13 protein-coding genes are annotated in these 15,497 nt (G+C 63.5%); 5 read left to right on the top strand and 8 right to left on the bottom strand.

What is annotated here, in order from left to right; translation table 11 throughout:
• The first annotated feature begins 63 nt into the window (after positions 1-63).
• Complete coding sequence (locus AX756_RS10955; protein ID WP_068311055.1) at positions 64-471, top strand: universal stress protein; 408 nt, start codon at positions 64-66, stop codon at positions 469-471.
• Positions 472-475: 4 nt separating this feature from the next.
• On the opposite strand, the gene AX756_RS10950 is transcribed toward AX756_RS10955, so the two are convergent.
• The 5 genes from AX756_RS10950 to uvrB form a co-directional block, all read right to left on the bottom strand.
• Positions 476-1,045: a YdcF family protein gene (locus AX756_RS10950; RefSeq protein ID WP_231701033.1), complete on the bottom strand. Its 570-nt coding sequence runs from the start codon at positions 1,043-1,045 to the stop codon at positions 476-478.
• Positions 1,046-1,113: 68 nt separating this feature from the next.
• Entirely contained in the window at positions 1,114-1,851 is a 738-nt protein-coding gene (locus AX756_RS10945) for a hypothetical protein (RefSeq protein WP_068311053.1), read from the bottom strand.
• 76 nt (positions 1,852-1,927) lie between these two features.
• Entirely contained in the window at positions 1,928-2,233 is a 306-nt protein-coding gene (locus tag AX756_RS10940; RefSeq protein WP_156461456.1) for a hypothetical protein, read from the bottom strand.
• A 357-nt stretch (positions 2,234-2,590) separates the two neighbouring features.
• Positions 2,591-3,286, bottom strand: a complete 696-nt coding sequence (locus AX756_RS25090; RefSeq protein ID WP_082739047.1) for an endonuclease/exonuclease/phosphatase family protein — start codon at positions 3,284-3,286, stop codon at positions 2,591-2,593.
• Between the two features lie 6 nt (positions 3,287-3,292).
• Entirely contained in the window at positions 3,293-5,488 is a 2,196-nt protein-coding gene (gene uvrB / locus AX756_RS10925; RefSeq protein ID WP_068311044.1) for an excinuclease ABC subunit UvrB, read from the bottom strand.
• 381 nt (positions 5,489-5,869) lie between these two features.
• Between uvrB and AX756_RS10920 the strand changes: the two genes are divergently transcribed.
• A complete protein-coding gene (locus AX756_RS10920; RefSeq protein ID WP_068311042.1) occupies positions 5,870-6,181 on the top strand; it encodes an ETC complex I subunit in 312 nt (103 codons plus the stop codon).
• Between the two features lie 80 nt (positions 6,182-6,261).
• Here the strand turns inward: AX756_RS10920 and AX756_RS10915 are convergent, their stop codons facing one another.
• Both AX756_RS10915 and AX756_RS10910 read right to left on the bottom strand, forming a co-directional pair.
• The gene (locus tag AX756_RS10915) at positions 6,262-7,098 is read right to left on the bottom strand and encodes a 3-oxoadipate:acetyl-CoA acetyltransferase (protein ID WP_068311040.1); all 837 of its coding nucleotides are present in this window, start codon (positions 7,096-7,098) and stop codon (positions 6,262-6,264) included.
• Between the two features lie 87 nt (positions 7,099-7,185).
• Entirely contained in the window at positions 7,186-9,975 is a 2,790-nt protein-coding gene (locus AX756_RS10910) for a calcium-binding protein (RefSeq protein WP_156461455.1), read from the bottom strand.
• A gap of 306 nt (positions 9,976-10,281) precedes the next feature.
• Here AX756_RS10910 and AX756_RS10905 point away from each other — a divergent pair, with 306 nt between their 5' ends.
• Positions 10,282-12,021 (top strand): glycosyl transferase family 90, encoded by a 1,740-nt coding sequence (locus AX756_RS10905; RefSeq protein WP_068311036.1) that lies wholly within the window; start codon positions 10,282-10,284, stop codon positions 12,019-12,021.
• A gap of 18 nt (positions 12,022-12,039) precedes the next feature.
• Here AX756_RS10905 and AX756_RS10900 read toward each other — a convergent pair whose 3' ends face one another.
• A complete protein-coding gene (locus AX756_RS10900) occupies positions 12,040-12,705 on the bottom strand; it encodes an NnrU family protein (RefSeq protein ID WP_068311034.1) in 666 nt (221 codons plus the stop codon).
• Positions 12,706-12,826: 121 nt separating this feature from the next.
• Between AX756_RS10900 and AX756_RS10895 the strand changes: the two genes are divergently transcribed.
• Complete coding sequence (locus AX756_RS10895; RefSeq protein WP_269432949.1) at positions 12,827-14,215, top strand: phosphohexomutase domain-containing protein; 1,389 nt, start codon at positions 12,827-12,829, stop codon at positions 14,213-14,215.
• A 42-nt stretch (positions 14,216-14,257) separates the two neighbouring features.
• Positions 14,258-15,388, top strand: coding sequence for a serine hydrolase domain-containing protein (locus tag AX756_RS10890; RefSeq protein WP_068311029.1), 1,131 nt, complete (start codon positions 14,258-14,260; stop codon positions 15,386-15,388).
• Positions 15,389-15,497 lie beyond the last annotated feature (109 nt).

Here is a 15,497-nt window from a genome sequence, read left to right as displayed (position 1 = left end):
GACCTGAATCAAGGCGGTTAATTTGTTTTCGCCGGATACTTGGCGCGTGTACGGGAGGGAACAATGTACCACAAGATCCTCGTGCCGGTGTCCTTCGACGATGACGCAAAGATCAGCGCTGCGCTCGATGTCGCGCGTACCCTGGCGGCGCCCGAAGCGGCGATCACCTTACTCCATGTCATGGAACATATTCCGGCATATGCCATGCATTACATGCCGCTCGACCTGTCCGAAGCTACGCGCGAAGGGCTGATGAGCGAGCTTGCCCGGCTGGCGGCCCAGGTGCCCAACGGGCATGGTGCGCTGGTCGAAGGCCATGCGGGCCGGACGATCCTCGACTATGCCGAGGAGCACGGCAATGATTGCATAATCATTGCCAGCCACCGGCCAGCCATGGCGGACTACCTGCTTGGCAGCACAGCGGCGCAGGTCGTGCGTCATGCCGTCTGCGCGGTGATGGTCGTACGCTGACGCGTCAGGGCGCGGATGGCGCCCGGAGCAGATACCACAGATAGGCAATTGCTTCGCGGAGCATGGTTCTCAGCTTGCGCGCGGTGAGGGGGGCCGGCGGCACCGGCGGTGCGTCGATGCAGGTCAGGCCCAATCGCCTTGCAATGAGGCGCGCCCGCGGGAGGTGGTATCCGTCGGTGACGACGCAGACCTGCTGCGTGCCGATCTCCTGCACGATCGGTCGGGCGTTGGCGATGTTTTCGAGCGTGCGCGTCGAGTGCGGCTCCTCGCGGATGGCGGATTCCGGGATCCCGGCCTGCCGGCAGATGCTGGCGATGACCGACGCTTCGCTGGGCGGGTTCTTCCCGATGCCGCCACAGCCGACGATATGCGTGACATGGCCGTCCTGGTAGAGGCGTGCGGCGTGCAGCGCCCGGCGGCGCAATGTGGGGGATGGCTGACCGTCCGCCCAGACGGCGGCGCCCAGCACGAGCGCGGCGACCGGCAGGGTGTCTGGCATGGCGGGCGGAATCGCGGCACGCTCATTCGTGGTCGGACTGGCTGCGGGGGGCAGTTCGAGATGCGGATCGGCCATGGGTCGAGTTATAGACAAACCCTGCGGGGGGGCAAAAGCTCTCCGCGCAGGGACGTCGTTCTTTTCCGTCAGAATTCGAGCCACGCGCCGACTTTTATGCCCTGCGCGTCGTCATTGCGCACGCCCACGGTCACGGCGGATTCCAGGCTGATGCGCTGGTTGATCTTCATCACGTAGGTTGGAACCGCGCGGGTATAGATGTCGAAATCGTCCATGGCGCCCGATTGCATCTGAAGGAAAATCAGCGAGCGGTCGTTCGGCTTGATGCCGAGGGTCGAGTCGACTTTCCAATAGATGGACTCCGTCTTTTCGAGCGTCGCCACTTTCGCATCCACCTCGGCCCAACCGTCAAACCAGCGCGTCTCGAAGCCGCGCCCCCAAGCAAGGCCGAGTCGCAACTGGGTCTCGTTGATCTGCCGCCAGTCCCTGTAGCTGCCGAACCCGATCTCGATGCCGTAGCTGTTGCGCCAGTTGGGGCGGGAGTAATTCTTGCGCAGGAAGAAGATGGTGCTCTGGGTTTCCTGTTTCGGCCGGCTGTTGCGGTCGAGGCCGAAGGTCAGCGTCTCGGAGAGGCCAAGTTCGACATAGAGACCGATTTCTTCCGCAAGCTCGGGCGGTTCGACGCCGGGAATGCTGTAGGCAAGGCCCGTCGCGTAGGCTTGCATGTCACCGAAGGTCGAATAGGAGACGGAGGCAAAAACGCGGTCCGTTCCGCGTGGCCACCCGCCACCGGCCTCGCAGGCAAGCGCCGTTGCGAAGAGCATGGCGAGTACGCCGTGAATCAGGAGAGCAGCACGAGTCCACATGGCCTCGACGCTCGTTCATCTCGGTTAAGAAGTGGTTACCCTGTTCCGCTTCAGAGGCCTTCGCGGGCCGCTGGTCTCAGGCCGCTTTTCCCAAGCGCTCCTGCGTTTGGGCAAGGGCGTGCGGGGAAGGTTCGGGTTGCGCTTCCGAGTCCTGCTTTCGCATCTCGTTAAAGATCACGTAGAGCAACAATAGGACAGAGGAGACAACGCCGGTCGAGAAATAGATCGCGATCGTTCTCAGCCAACCGTTCCCGACATAGAGTGACAGGCCCGCGCAGCTCGCTGCGATCAGGGCCGACACAAGAACCAGACCAACCACCATGAACTTCCCCAAGCCCTCGGCGGTTTCTGCCTGAGGTTTTCTTCCCGTGGTCTTTGCCATGGCATCTGCACCCATTCGCACAATCGTGGACATGGATCAGATTTCGCAGGCAAGTCTTGCCAAAGCGTTAATTGCCGAAGGCGTCAGTGGATATTCAGCCGCGACGCCCGCGCCGTGTCACGCCATCGCGCAGCCCGGGGCGTCGAATGGCAGAGCGGAGGGACGCGCCCGACCCTGGGTGGGCGCCTCGGGGCGCTTGTGCTTGGCAGTGTATCCTTGAAGCCCCGGACTCGGGGTGGGCGGTGCAGGACATCGCCAATGCGCCCTCCCTGGGGGAGGGTCGGGCGCGGCCCGGGCTGGACGCCCGGGCCAAGTTCAGGAGGAGAGTCATTTCAAGAATGGAAAGTCACCCCGAGATCACGTCGAATGAAATTCAACCGATAAAGCAGAGTGATCGGTTAGTTTTGGACGCGTACTGTGGTCATACTGGCATCGCGACATACGATCACTAATCGCCTTCGTGGCGAATGCGTGGTCTATTCGATACTGTCCCCCTCGATTAGACACCCAAGAGAACTCGCGCGTCTTCGCGCCATTTGTTTTGCGCCACAAATCGACGAAACCACTATTCGTAAGTTCTTTGAACTGATCCGCGCAGCTAAAAGTGGCACCATCTTCGTCGAGGTAGTGCAATCCGGTGTTGAAATCGCCGATCACGAGATGGTTGTCGCCAAGTCCGTTTTGTGGGGAAAGAAGAAACTCGAACAAGGTTCGTTTGGCATCTTTTTGGGCGAAGTATACGCCAGCAATCGAGACCCCACCTATGATACATCCGACGATGCGGCCGACATCGACATCGGCGGTCTTTAAGTCGAGGGGACTTGGGTCACCCCTGGCAAAGACCGCGACACCGTATTCACGTGTTGTTCGTGTCTTTGAAACGAATCCTTTGAACCCACCTAGTTCGAGCGCTTCTGCTAAGACGCTGCCGGCACGGTTGCGGCAAAATTCAGAACAAACCAAGACGTCGCTTTCGGTTTTTAGAAGCCAATCAGAGAGCGCGCCAATTCTCGGACCTCCGCCTTGCCGAAGGTTGAGAGAAGTGATCTTCATAGTTTCTTACCTCTTCCGCCTCTTCACGCCGCCGCGCTGTCCCGGCCGTCCGGCCGTTGAGCGTCCCTGACCCTTGAGCGCGGCTTCGCTGGCGGCTTCGACAGCGCTCTGGCGCGCCAGCGGGTCGTCGGAGATGGTCAGGTCCACCGCTTCCAGCCGCTTGATCTCGTCGCGCAGGCGGGCGGCTTCTTCGAATTCGAGGTTCTCCGCGGCCTTGCGCATTTCGGTGCGCAGCCCGTCGAGATGCGCCTCCAGGTTGGCGCCGTGCAGCGGCTTGTCGACCTGTGCCGTGACCCGCGCCATGTCCACATCGCCCTGGTAGAGGCCCTGCAGGATGTCCTCGACGTTCTTGTGGATGGTCTCCGGCGTGATCCCGTGTTCCTCGTTATAGGCCATCTGCCTGACGCGGCGGCGCTCGGTTTCCTTCAGCGCGCGTTCCATCGAGCCGGTGATGCGGTCGGCATACATGATCACCCGGCCATCGGCGTTGCGCGCGGCGCGGCCGATGGTCTGGATGAGGGAGGTTTCCGAGCGCAGGAAGCCCTCCTTGTCGGCATCGAGGATCGCCACGAGGCCGCATTCGGGGATGTCGAGCCCCTCGCGGAGCAGGTTGATGCCGACCAGCACGTCGAACGCGCCGAGACGCAGGTCGCGCAGGATCTCGATCCGCTCGATCGTGTCGATGTCGGAATGCATGTAGCGGACCTTGATGCCCTGTTCGTGCAGGTATTCGGTGAGGTCCTCGGCCATGCGTTTCGTCAGCGTGGTGACGAGGGTGCGGAAGCCGCGCGCGGTGACCTTGCGGATCTCGTCGAGGAGGTCGTCCACCTGCATCTCGACGGGGCGGATCTCCACTTCCGGGTCCAGCAGGCCGGTGGGGCGGATGATCTGTTCGGTGAAGACGCCCCCCGTTTGCTCCAGTTCCCAGGCCGCGGGCGTGGCGGAGACGAAGACGGATTGCGGGCGCATCGCGTCCCATTCCTCGAACTTGAGCGGGCGGTTGTCCATGCAGGAGGGCAGGCGGAAGCCGTGCTCGGCCAGCGTGAACTTGCGCCGGTAGTCGCCGCGATACATGCCGCCGATCTGGGGCACGGAGACGTGGCTTTCGTCTGCGAAGACAATCGCGCGATCGGGGATGAACTCGAACAGCGTGGGCGGCGGCTCGCCGGGAGCGCGGCCGGTGAGGTAGCGGGAGTAGTTCTCGATGCCGTTGCAGACGCCGGTGGCTTCCAGCATTTCGAGGTCGAAATTGGTGCGTTGTTCGAGGCGTTGTGCCTCCAGCAGCTTGCCCTCGTCGACCAGCTGGGAGAGGCGCTGCTTCAGCTCCTTCTTGATGCCGTTGATGGCCTGTTTCATCGTCGGCTTGGGCGTGACGTAGTGGGAATTGGCGTAGATGCGGATGCGCTCGAACGTGTCGGTCTTTGCGCCTGTGAGCGGGTCGAATTCCGTCAGCGCTTCCAGTTCCTCGCCGAAGAAGGACAATCGCCAGGCGCGGTCGTCGAGGTGGGCAGGCCAGATCTCCAGCACGTCGCCGCGCACCCGGAAGGAGCCGCGCTGGAAGCCCTGATCGTTGCGGCGGTATTGTTGGGCAATCAGGTCGGCCATCACCTCGCGCTGGTTGTATTCCTTTCCGACATGCAGATCCTGCGTCATCGCCCCGTAGGTTTCGACCGAGCCGATGCCGTAAATGCAGGAGACGGAGGCGACGATGATCACGTCATCGCGTTCCAGAAGCGCCCGGGTCGCGGAGTGGCGCATCCGGTCGATCTGTTCGTTAATCTGCGATTCCTTCTCGATATAGGTGTCCGAGCGGGCGACATAGGCCTCCGGCTGGTAGTAGTCGTAGTAGCTGACGAAATACTCCACCGCGTTGTCGGGAAAGAAGCTCTTGAACTCGCCATAAAGCTGGGCGGCGAGCGTCTTGTTGGGGGCAAGGATGATCGCGGGGCGCTGTGTCTGCTCGATCACCTTGGCCATGGTGAAGGTCTTGCCGGTGCCGGTCGCGCCGAGCAGGACCTGATCGCGCTCTCCCTGCCGGAGGGCTTCCGTTATCTCGACAATGGCCTGGGGCTGGTCCCCGGCCGGCTCGAATGACGCATGCAACTCGAAGTGCTTGCCGCCTTCCAGTTTCTCCCGCGCCCTGACATCGGGCGCAGGGCTGTGAAGGGTCGGTTCGCGCTTGTCGGAATGGGCATAGGGCATGGGCGAGTCGCCTTGGTTGGGGCAATGGTCCGGTTTTGTTCCATTTCAACTGCCCAAGGGCAAAGTGCAAGTAAGCGCCTTGTGAACGGGCGGGCAGGCGCTTGTTCTTGCCCGCTTATTTGTTTCCACGGTGGCGGAAGTGGGGTCCGTGGGGGATCATTGGTTCTCGGATGGGGGTGAATTGGCTGGCGATTCGAGCAAAATGACGCTACGTTAAGTCCACGCAGCAGTACGGTTGCCGGCCGGTTCGCCTCACGACCCACCCCCCATTCCCTCGACACCGGCTGGCAACCACCCTTCTCCCTCCCGAGACAGATTGGCCCCTTGCACAAAGGGGCCAGCTTGGCGATATATTCGCCAGGATCCAAGGAGAGAGTGCCCATGCGCGCGCGTATCTATCAGCCTGCAAAGAATGCCATGCAATCGGGGACCGGAAAGACGAAGGTCTGGATGCTCGAGATGGTACCCGAGGGTGGTCGCGCGATTGATCCGCTGATGGGCTGGCCGAGCAATTCGGACATGGCCGCCCAGATCAAGCTGAAATTCGACAGCCGCGAAGCCGCCGTGGATTATGCGAAAGCCAAGGGGATCGACTATGTTCTGGTCGAGCCCAAGAAGCGCAAGCCGGTCATTCGCAAGAATGGCTATGGCGAGAATTTCGCCACCAACCGCCGCACGGTCTGGACGCACTGATCCACCCTGTTCGGCAGGAATGAAAAGCCGCCCGAGCGAGGCTCCGGGCGGCTTTCATGTTTTCGCGACTATCGCGGGGCTCAGGCTGTCCTGAGTGGCCGTTCGAGGATCTCGCGTGCCTGCTGCCAGGTGGCGACGGGGCGCTCGTATTTCTCGCACAGCTCGACCGCGCGCCTGACCAGCGCGGCGTTGGAGGGCGCAAGCGTGTTGGCGTCCAGCCGGACATTGTCTTCGAGGCCGGTGCGGGTGTGGCCGCCCGCGGCAATGCACCACTCGTTCACGGTGATCTGGTGCCGGCCGATGCCCGCGGCGCACCACTCGGCCTCGGGGGCGAGGCGCTCCATGGTGCGGATGTAGTAGTCGAACACGTCCTTATCCACAGGCATGGCATTCTTCACACCCATGACGAATTGCACGTAGAGCGTGCCGGGAATGCGCCCGTCGCGGTTCATGGCGACGGCCTGATGGATGTGGCTGAGATCGAAGGCCTCGACCTCGGGCTTCACGTCATATTTGCGCATTTCGCTGGCGAGCCAGTCCACCAGATCGGGCGGGTTCTCGTAGACACGTGTCGGGAAATTGTTCGAGCCCACCGACAGCGAGGCCATGTCGGGTGCAAGCGGCAACATGCCGCCGCGCGCGGTGCCGGCGCCGGAGCGGCCGCCGGTGGACAATTGCACGATCATGCCGGGGCAGTGCTTTTCCACGCCTTCTTTCAGGCGGCCGAATTTCTCGGGGTCCGAACTGGGGGAGCCGTCGTCGTTGCGGACGTGGCAATGCGCGATCGCGGCACCCGCTTCAAAGGACTCGTGAACGCTCTCGACCTGTTCGGAGACCGTGATCGGAACGGCGGGATTGTTTTCCTTTGTTGCGACGGATCCGGTGATCGCGACGCAGATGATGCATGGCTTGTCCATGGCCCAGGCCTTTCCAGAAGCTTCGGTCGCTGGTTCATCGCGCCGAATACACACCAAGGCAAGGCCAAAGGCCGAGACGAATTGGCATCAGGCGACAAGGTAATCGTCTGCAACCACACCGGGATCGGAGCCGTAGAGCACGATCGTCGTGTCGCCGCAGGTGATCTCGATATTCCCGTTGTCCTGGTAATCGATGTCGAGTTGTCCGCCGCCGGCGATCCGAATCGTGTCTCCGGCCTCGAAATCATAGACATTGTGGACGCCCTCGGACGTGTCGAAGACGAACGTGTCATTGCCTTCGCCGCCCTGAAGCCAGCCGCCATCGTCGCTGGCAACGAGTGTGTCGTTGCCCGTGCCGCCGACCAGCAGGTCCTGCCCGTCGCCCCCGGCGAGGAAGTCATCCCCGTCATCCCCGAACAGGCAGTCATCGCCGACACCGCCCTCGAGCAGGTCCCGTCCGGAGCCGCCGTGCATCACGTCGTCACCGTCCCGGCCGTAGAGCCAGTCGTCGTCGGCATCGCCCTTGAGCAAATCGTTGCCGGCGCCGCCGTCGAGGATGTCCCTGCCTGCGCCGCCGTCCAGCCTGTCGCTATCGAGACCGCCATAGAGCCGGTCATCGCCATCCTCGCCGAAGAGCTGGTCGTTGCCATCCTCGCCGTAAAGGCGGTCATCCTCGGTGCCACCTGTAAGGGTGTCGCTGTCGGCGCCGCCATAGAGGTAGTCCCTGCCGCTTCCGCCTTCGAGCGTGTCGCCGCCGGCGCGGCCATAGAGCTTGTCGTCGCCGGCATTGCCGATCAGCACATCGGCGCCAACACCGCCGTCGACGAGGTCTCGGCCATCGCCGCCATCCATGATGTCGTCGCCGCCTTCGCCATACATCCAGTCGTCGCCTTCCATGCCGAAGATCTCGTCCTGGCCGTGGCCGCCATACAGCTTGTCGCGCCCGTCGCCGCCATTGAGCAGGTCGTCCTGCCCCTCGCCATTCAGCGTGTCGTCGTCATCGCCGCCTTCCAGCGTGTCATGACCGGTGCCGCCGTATATGCGATCGTTCCCGTTCTCGCCCATGAGCAGGTCATCGCCCGCATAGGCGACGATCCGGTCGTCGCCCTCGCCGCCATAGACCTCGTCATTGCCATTGTCGTTCAGGGCGCAGTCCTCGAACTTGTCGTTGCCATCGCCCATCCAGACCCGGTCCGCACCGCCGCCATCGATGATCTGGTCGTCGCCCCCGTCACCGCCCACGATATCCGCGCCGCTGCCGGAATCGATCCGGTCATTGTCGTCGCCGCCGCCGATCCAGTCGGAACCGGAATCGCCGAAGAGCTTGTCGGCGCCCTTGTCGCCGGAGATCTGGTCGTCGCCGTCGCCGCCCGAGATCGTATCGATCCCGTCGCCGCCGAAAAGCGAGTCATTGGCGCCCGCGCCATAAATGGTGTCGTTGCCGCCGAGCCCGTTCATCGCATCCTCGGTGTCGGAGCCAGACAGCACGTCGCTGCTTTCCGTGCCCAGGAGTTCGTGCAGGAAGGTATCGCCGCGCTCGAACACGATCTGCACGACGCCATAGCCGCCGATGTCGAACAGGGCCGATCCGCCGGTATTGGTATAGCCGGTCTCGATCGAGAGGATCGGTTCGGCATCGGGGTCGTCGAGCGCGCCATCGGTGCCGAGCGTCGTGGTGGTGTAATAGTAGCCATCCAGCCCGAGCGCGGTGAGATCGAGTTCCACCTCGCTGTCGCCGCCGTTGCGCGACGCGATGTAGACGACGGTCTGATCGGCGTCTTCATAGACATAGACATGCCCGTCGCCGTAGTCGTGCCGCGCGATCAGGTCCTTTCCGGCGGTATTTTCGGACAGCATCGCGAAGGCTTCACCGGAAATGGTCAGGGACGTGTCGCCCTCGTTGCCTGTCAGCGTGATGTCGGTCGTCTGCTGGACGGGCCAGGCATAGGCGGCATCCACGCCCCGGGTCACCATCTCGGAGAAGATGTAGAACATGACCGAAGCGCCGCGCATGCCGAGATCGTCGGAATTGTTGCCGGCGACATTCCACTCGGTGACGTAGTAGTCCAGATCGCCGAAGCGCCCGCTCTCGTTCCAGCTATCGAGATAGTCGAAACGATAGGACGTGCCGGCGAGATCCTCGTAGTCGCCTGAAGCGTAGTAATGGGTCACGACGGCGTCGATGGCCGCGGCGGCCTTGTCGGAGATCGCGTCGATCAGGTAATCGTTCTGAACCCAGCCTTTTTCGGTGGAATACTTGCCGTACTGACCGCGCTGAATGGCGATTTCCGGCTCGTCCCAATCGGCCGGAACGCGGCCGTCGGCCTTGAGCTGGTACATCGCGTCCTGCGAGGCCTCGGCGATGACGGACGCCACCTGAGCGTATTCGCCCACATCCATGCCGCCGCCCAGCCAGTATTCGTTTCCGATCTCGAGGGTGACGATCTCGGCCTCGCCATAGACGCCCGACAGCAGGTGGTAGACGAAATTGTAGACATCCTGATAGGCGGTATCGATGGGCACGCGGCTGCCGACATCGCCCTCGGTCAGCAGGCAACCGGTGGGAATGACCATGTCGACGCCAACGCCCATCGCCGCCGCATCGGCAAGAAAATCGGAGAGCGGCTCCAGCTCGCGCCATTCTCCGCGTTCCGGGTCCCAGCCCCAGGTCTTGTTGGGGTCGTTGAGGTCGAAATACCATTCGGTCACGGTTCCGCCGGGATAGCGCAGGTTGCTCAGCCCGAGATCGGTGATCGCCTCGTCATAGGTGCCGTCGTCCATGCGGTCGCGGTCGATCAGGAAATTGCCGCCGAACATGTCGCCCGAGACCGTGCCTAGAGCCGTGTCGGAAGTTTCGAAGGAGATGGTCGTTGTCATGGTCTGCCCCACCGTATTGTCCGCGCCCGGAGGGGCGTCGCACCGGATCAACTCGATGGGTTCAGATGATGATATTTGCCTTTCCCCTGGCTTAATGAAATCGGGCGAAAAAAAGGCATCCCGTTAAGATTTTCCTCAAAGGCGCAGGGTCATCATCGGTGGAAAGGCGCGCCCCGCATCCAATGGGCACGCGGGGGCCAAATTTCCGACCAAGTTGTTTGCGACTTTTCAAGGAACCAGGTTCACCACATGCATGAAGCGCCGTAGATTTCGGTGCGAAAGCCCTTTCAAAACAAGGATCGCCTGATGGCATCGCCCGCCCCTGTCGTCTTTCAGATCGGATTCAACCGATGCGGAACGAAATTCATTTCCGAGCTGTTCCAGGCAAATGGCTACGAGTCCCGCCACTGGGGGCAGGGGGGGCTGGCCGAGGATATTTACTATTCCAAAGCCGTTGGTAAGCGTCCGTTAACGGATTGGCCCCAGGCCCGGCTTTTTTCGGACCTTGAGAGCGTGCACCGCTACGACCGGCCGATGCTGGAAGCCTTCAAGGAATTCCGTTTCCTGGAGGAACAGTTCCCCGAGGCGGTTTTCCTTCTGAACGAGCGCGATCCGGAGGCCTGGGCCGCCAGCCGGGCAAGCCACCATGACGGCCAGTATATCCGCTTCCATGCCCATCATCTGGGCTTGCCGGTCAGCGAGGTGCCGCAGTTCTGGTTGCGGGACTGGGAGCGGCATATCTCGGATGTGCTGACCCATTTCGAAGGCAATGAACGGTTCATTCGCTACAATATAGACAGCGACCAGCCGGGCGACCTGGCCGAGCGGCTGTTGCCGTGGTTCGAGCTGCGCAAGGTTCCGGGCGGGCCGGGGCGCAAGATCCGGGAGAAGCGCAAGCGGCAACTCGTGGCGCTGCGCGGTGGGATGGAGGTTGCCGGGCCGAAACGGGTCGCGGCGCCGATCGACCGCCTTTTCGTGGAATCGGTAGCGCGCCATTGCGCGGCGCTGGACCCCGCCCCCGATGCCCTGCTCGACGCAAACCGCCATTCTGCCGTGCATGCCGTCTGGGACGGGCGGGCGCAGGTGCTCGACCGACAGGGCGAACCGCTGCCGCTCATTCGGGAGCTCGGTTGGGAGGCGGACCGCTTCCTCGCGCGTCCGCGCATCCCCAAGCTCGACCGGGTGCAGGGGGTTCTGAACGAGGTCCTGTCGCTGCACCGGCCACGGGCGATGGAGATCGACATGCAGGATGGGCGCAACCTTGGCGCGGACGGCATGCGCGCGCCTGACAACAGGATCGTCACCTATAACCGGCGGCCCGGGGCGGCCAATCTCGTGCTTTGGCCCTTGCCGGGCTATCACACCATCGGCGAGCGCCATTTCGCGCAAGCCGAGACGCCTGATCCGATTCCGTTCGAGGAGAAGAAGGACGCGCTGGTCTGGCGCGGCAACCTGGCCGGGCGCGCGCTGGCCGACCGCTTCCCCGATCAGAAGATCCGCCGCCCGTCGCACCAGATCCTGCAGGACCTGATGAAGGCGGAGCGTGGCAGCGAGGCGGAGACGCTGCTGGAAGCGGAGCTGATGCAACTCACGCGATATGAATTCGTCAGCCGCTATTTCGGCCATCCGGATTTCGATATCGGTTTCACCCTGCCGGACCAGTTCAGGAAGCTGCGGGAAGATTCCCTGCTGTCGCTCTACTGTACCGAGCGCGTGCCGCTCCCCTGGGTCTATGGCTACCGCTACATCGCCAGCCTGTCGGGGCACGATACCGGCTCGAATTTCTTCACCGCGGCCAATTCCAACTCCGTGGTCCTGAAGGAGGAGGATGGCTGGGAGCTGTTCTATACCGGCGCCTTCCGCCCCTGGCAGCATTACATTCCGCTGGAGCCCGGCGCGGGCGATATCGAGGAGAAACTCGCCTGGGCGCGGGAGAACCCTGCCCGATGCGCCGAGATGGTCGCGGCCAGCCAGGCAATGTGTACCCGGTTCGCCTGTCCGAAATACCGACGCGAGTTCCTCAACCTGATCCTTGATACCTTCTAGGGAAAGCGGCCTTCCGGGTCACGGAAGCGGCGTAACGCCGATGATCGCCTCATGCGAAAAAAGAAGGGCAAGATAGGCCAGGGCACCCCAGAGCAGGCGCTTCACGCCGCCGGGGGTGATGCGCAGCGCATGGCGCGTGGTGGCGAACCGTTGCCATTCGACCGGACCAAGCTGGCGTTGCATCCGCCGGTCGATGATCCGCATGCCGAGAACCGAGAACCCGGCGAAGAGCGCGAAGAGCAGGACCGGCGCCAATTCGCCGTTCGGCGGGATATGTCCCAGCGACCAGACCAGCAGAGCCACCAGCAAGGGGTGGCGGAACCAGCCGACAATGCCGGGGGCCTGCGGGTCAAACCGGGCGTTCTGCGCGCCGCCGAAGGAGAGCGGGTTCGGGCGCGCGATAGCCAGCGCGGCGATGGCACAGGCCAGTGCCATGCCGACCAGGGGAACATATGTCTGCCAGGGGAGCCGGTCCCAGAGCAGGACGCTGGGCGCGCGCCCCGTCGCGCCGATCAGCCAGCCGAGCGCGCCGAGCGACAGGGCGGAATAGGCGAGGGTGAAGCCGCGCGCGCCGATCCGGGCCACGATTGCGGCCTTTACCGGCGGGCGGACCGGGATGGAGTGGGAGAGCAGGAAGAACAACAGGGCGCAAAGGAACTCTCCCCAACCGGCCAGATCTATCATGCGCGCCTCCTGTTTGCCGGCAGCCCTAATCGAGGGAGACGGTTCGGGCAAGTCGCGCCGCGCGTTGGCGGGCCGGGCCTTGGTCGCGCCCGGAGGAACGTGCATAAGCGAGGGAACGTGGATGAGCGGGAGATCCGGGATGAAGCTCGGCTGTTTCAAGAGCTATGACGTGCGCGGGCGCGTCGGCGAAGACCTCGACGAGAATATCTGCCGCCAGATCGGCCGGGCCTTTGCCCGGGTGATGGAGCCGGGAACGGTGGTGCTGGGCCGGGACATTCGCGCCAGTTCGCAGAGTTTCCAGGCGGCCCTTGCGGAAGGTTTGCTGGAGAGCGGTGTCGACGTGATCGATATCGGGCTCTGCGGCACCGAGGAGGTCTATTTCGCGACCGATCATTTCGACGCGGGGGGCGGGCTGATGGTGACGGCCTCGCATAACCCGATCGACTACAACGGCATCAAACTGGTGGAGGCCGGCGCCCGCCCGATCCCGCCCGATGGCGGTTTCCGCGAGATGCACGACCTCGTCGCCGCCGGGATCGATGCACCGTTTGGTCCGCGTGGACGTTTGCGGCAGGAAGATCCCCGGCCGGCCTATGTCGAGAAGGTTCTGTCCTTCGTCGATCCGACCGCGCTTTCGGGCTGCAAGGTGCTGGTGAATGCCGGTAATGGCTGTGCAGGGCCGTGCTTCGATGCCATTGCCACGGCGCTGGAGGCGCGCGGGACGGAGATCGTTTTCGAGCGGCTGCATCATATGCCCGACGGGAGCTTTCCGAACGGTATCCCGAACCCGCTCCTGCCGGAAAACCGCCCCGTGACCGCCGAGGCCGTGCGCGCCGCGGGAGCGGATTTCGGCGTCGCCTGGGATGGCGATTTCGACCGCTGTTTCCTGTTCGACGAAACCGGCGCCTTCATTGATGGCGAGTACCTGGTCGGGCTGCTGGCGCGGGCCTTCCTGGAGAAGGTGCCGGGCGCGAAGATCGTGCATGACCCGCGCGTGATGTGGAACACGCAGGAAATCGTGGCGCAGAACGGCGGCGAGGCGGTCGTGTCGCTGACCGGCCATGTGCATGTGAAGGCGACGATGCGCAAGATGGATGCGGTCTATGGCGGCGAGATGTCGGCGCATCATTATTTTCGCGACTTCATGTATTGCGACAGCGGCATGATTCCATGGCTGCTCATCGCCGAGCATGTCTGCCGGACGGGCCAGCCGCTCTCGGCGCTGATTGGCGATATGCGCGCGCGCTATCCCTCCTCGGGCGAGATCAACTTCCGCGTCACCGATGCCGGCGCGGCGATGGAGGCCATCGAGGCCGCGCTGACGGGCGAGGGCTGCGAGATCGACCGGATGGACGGGTTGGGGCTCAGCTTTGCCGACTGGCGGCTCAGCCTGAGGCGCTCCTCGACCGAACCGGTGCTGCGCCTGAACGTGGAGGCGCGTGGCGACAGGGCGCTGCTGGAGCGCAAGACGGCCGAGGTGATCGATATGATCCGGGCGTTTGAAGCCTGACCCCGTGCCGACGCGTCTGGACGGAAAACAACGGAGACTTGCATGTTTGAACGGCTGAAGGAGCGGCTGGAGGGGGCCGTTTCGGAGGGGGGCTTTCTCGGTGGCGGGATCTGCCTGATCGATCGGGATGGCCGCGAGCAGGCGCATGTCACGGGCAGGATTCACCCGGATCGGCCGGCGACGGGCAGCAATGCCCTTGCCGATCCGGGGATGCGGCTGCGCATGGCCTCGATCTCCAAGGCGGCGACGGCGCGGGTTGCCTGTGCGCTGGCCGTTTGCGGGAAACTGGATCTCGACGCGGAGGTGGCGGGGCTGTTGGAGGGCGATCCGGGCACGCTTTCGGGGGTCACGGTGCGGATGTTGCTCAACCACACCTCCGGGCTGACCGATGCGGCGGGGTATATTTTCGAGCGCCCGCTAAGCCCGATGGGGTTTGTTGCGGCCAATGCCGGCGCGGTGGAGTCCGAAAACGCGCCGGGGAGCTGGTTCCGGTATTGCAACCTCAACTACGTGCTGTTGGGGGCCGTGCTGGAAGCGGTCACGGGGCGCCGTTTCGACACCCTTGCGCGGGAGTTCGTGTTGGCGCCGGCGGGGATTGGGGGCGGCTTCAACTGGGCCGGTGTGCCGGCTGCGGAACGGGCGCGGCGCGTGCCGCTCTATCAACGGCGCCGGGCCGGGTTCGAGCCGCAAACCGAGCCGGAGGCGGCGGATTGGAGCGCCGATATCGTCTGGGGAGACGGGCGCGGTTTCCGTTTTGCCGATTACGAGTTGCAGCGCGACACGCTGCTGTTTTCGCCCCATGCGGGGCTGCGCATGAGCGTCATCGAAGCGGCGCGGCTGGCGCGGCTTCTGGGCGATGACAGTCCGGCCGGCGCCCTGCAACGCGCGACAAGCTGGAAGTTCACGCCCGATGCGCCCAACGGCAATGATTGCGATGGCCATTTCGGCGCGTTCGGCCTCGGGCTGACGATTTATCGCAGCGAGAAGCGCATTCCGGGGTCGCTGATCGGCCATGCGGGGCATGCGCTCGGTTTCACCGGCGGGGTCTGGTTCAACGAGGATACCGGGGTTTCCGCGGGGCTCTTCCTGACTGGGTCAGCCGACCTGACCGATGGGCTCGAGGACGAGGTCTTCTACGGGCCCGAAGAGTTGTCGTTGCTGCAGATTCTTTGAGTTTTCCGTCAACCGGATTGACCGATTCGGGCATTATAACGCAATCACGGGACTGGTGTTTGAAGCGCTTTGATGCCGCATGCGCGAAGCCCTTGAATTCGCTTGGCAG

The sequence above is a fragment of the Aliiruegeria sabulilitoris genome, assembly GCF_001558155.1.
Taxonomy (GTDB): domain Bacteria; phylum Pseudomonadota; class Alphaproteobacteria; order Rhodobacterales; family Rhodobacteraceae; genus Tropicimonas; species Tropicimonas sabulilitoris.
This window is presented reverse-complemented; position numbering and strand designations above follow the sequence as displayed.

What these genes read in the sequence shown, in the direction of transcription:
- AX756_RS10955 (WP_068311055.1), top strand. Translation starts at nt 64, where the DNA reads ATGTACCACAAGATCCTCGTGCCGGTGTCCTTCGACGATGACGCAAAG.
- AX756_RS10890 (WP_068311029.1), top strand. Translation starts at nt 14,258, where the DNA reads ATGTTTGAACGGCTGAAGGAGCGGCTGGAGGGGGCCGTTTCGGAGGGG.
- AX756_RS10915 (WP_068311040.1), bottom strand. Translation starts at nt 7,098, where the DNA reads ATGGACAAGCCATGCATCATCTGCGTCGCGATCACCGGATCCGTCGCA.
- uvrB (WP_068311044.1), bottom strand. Translation starts at nt 5,488, where the DNA reads ATGCCCTATGCCCATTCCGACAAGCGCGAACCGACCCTTCACAGCCCT.
- AX756_RS10910 (WP_156461455.1), bottom strand. Translation starts at nt 9,975, where the DNA reads ATGACAACGACCATCTCCTTCGAAACTTCCGACACGGCTCTAGGCACG.
- AX756_RS10900 (WP_068311034.1), bottom strand. Translation starts at nt 12,705, where the DNA reads ATGATAGATCTGGCCGGTTGGGGAGAGTTCCTTTGCGCCCTGTTGTTC.
- AX756_RS10905 (WP_068311036.1), top strand. Translation starts at nt 10,282, where the DNA reads ATGGCATCGCCCGCCCCTGTCGTCTTTCAGATCGGATTCAACCGATGC.
- AX756_RS10895 (WP_269432949.1), top strand. Translation starts at nt 12,827, where the DNA reads ATGAGCGGGAGATCCGGGATGAAGCTCGGCTGTTTCAAGAGCTATGAC.
- AX756_RS10940 (WP_156461456.1), bottom strand. Translation starts at nt 2,233, where the DNA reads ATGGCAAAGACCACGGGAAGAAAACCTCAGGCAGAAACCGCCGAGGGC.
- AX756_RS10945 (WP_068311053.1), bottom strand. Translation starts at nt 1,851, where the DNA reads ATGTGGACTCGTGCTGCTCTCCTGATTCACGGCGTACTCGCCATGCTC.
- AX756_RS10920 (WP_068311042.1), top strand. Translation starts at nt 5,870, where the DNA reads ATGCGCGCGCGTATCTATCAGCCTGCAAAGAATGCCATGCAATCGGGG.
- AX756_RS10950 (WP_231701033.1), bottom strand. Translation starts at nt 1,045, where the DNA reads ATGGCCGATCCGCATCTCGAACTGCCCCCCGCAGCCAGTCCGACCACG.
- AX756_RS25090 (WP_082739047.1), bottom strand. Translation starts at nt 3,286, where the DNA reads ATGAAGATCACTTCTCTCAACCTTCGGCAAGGCGGAGGTCCGAGAATT.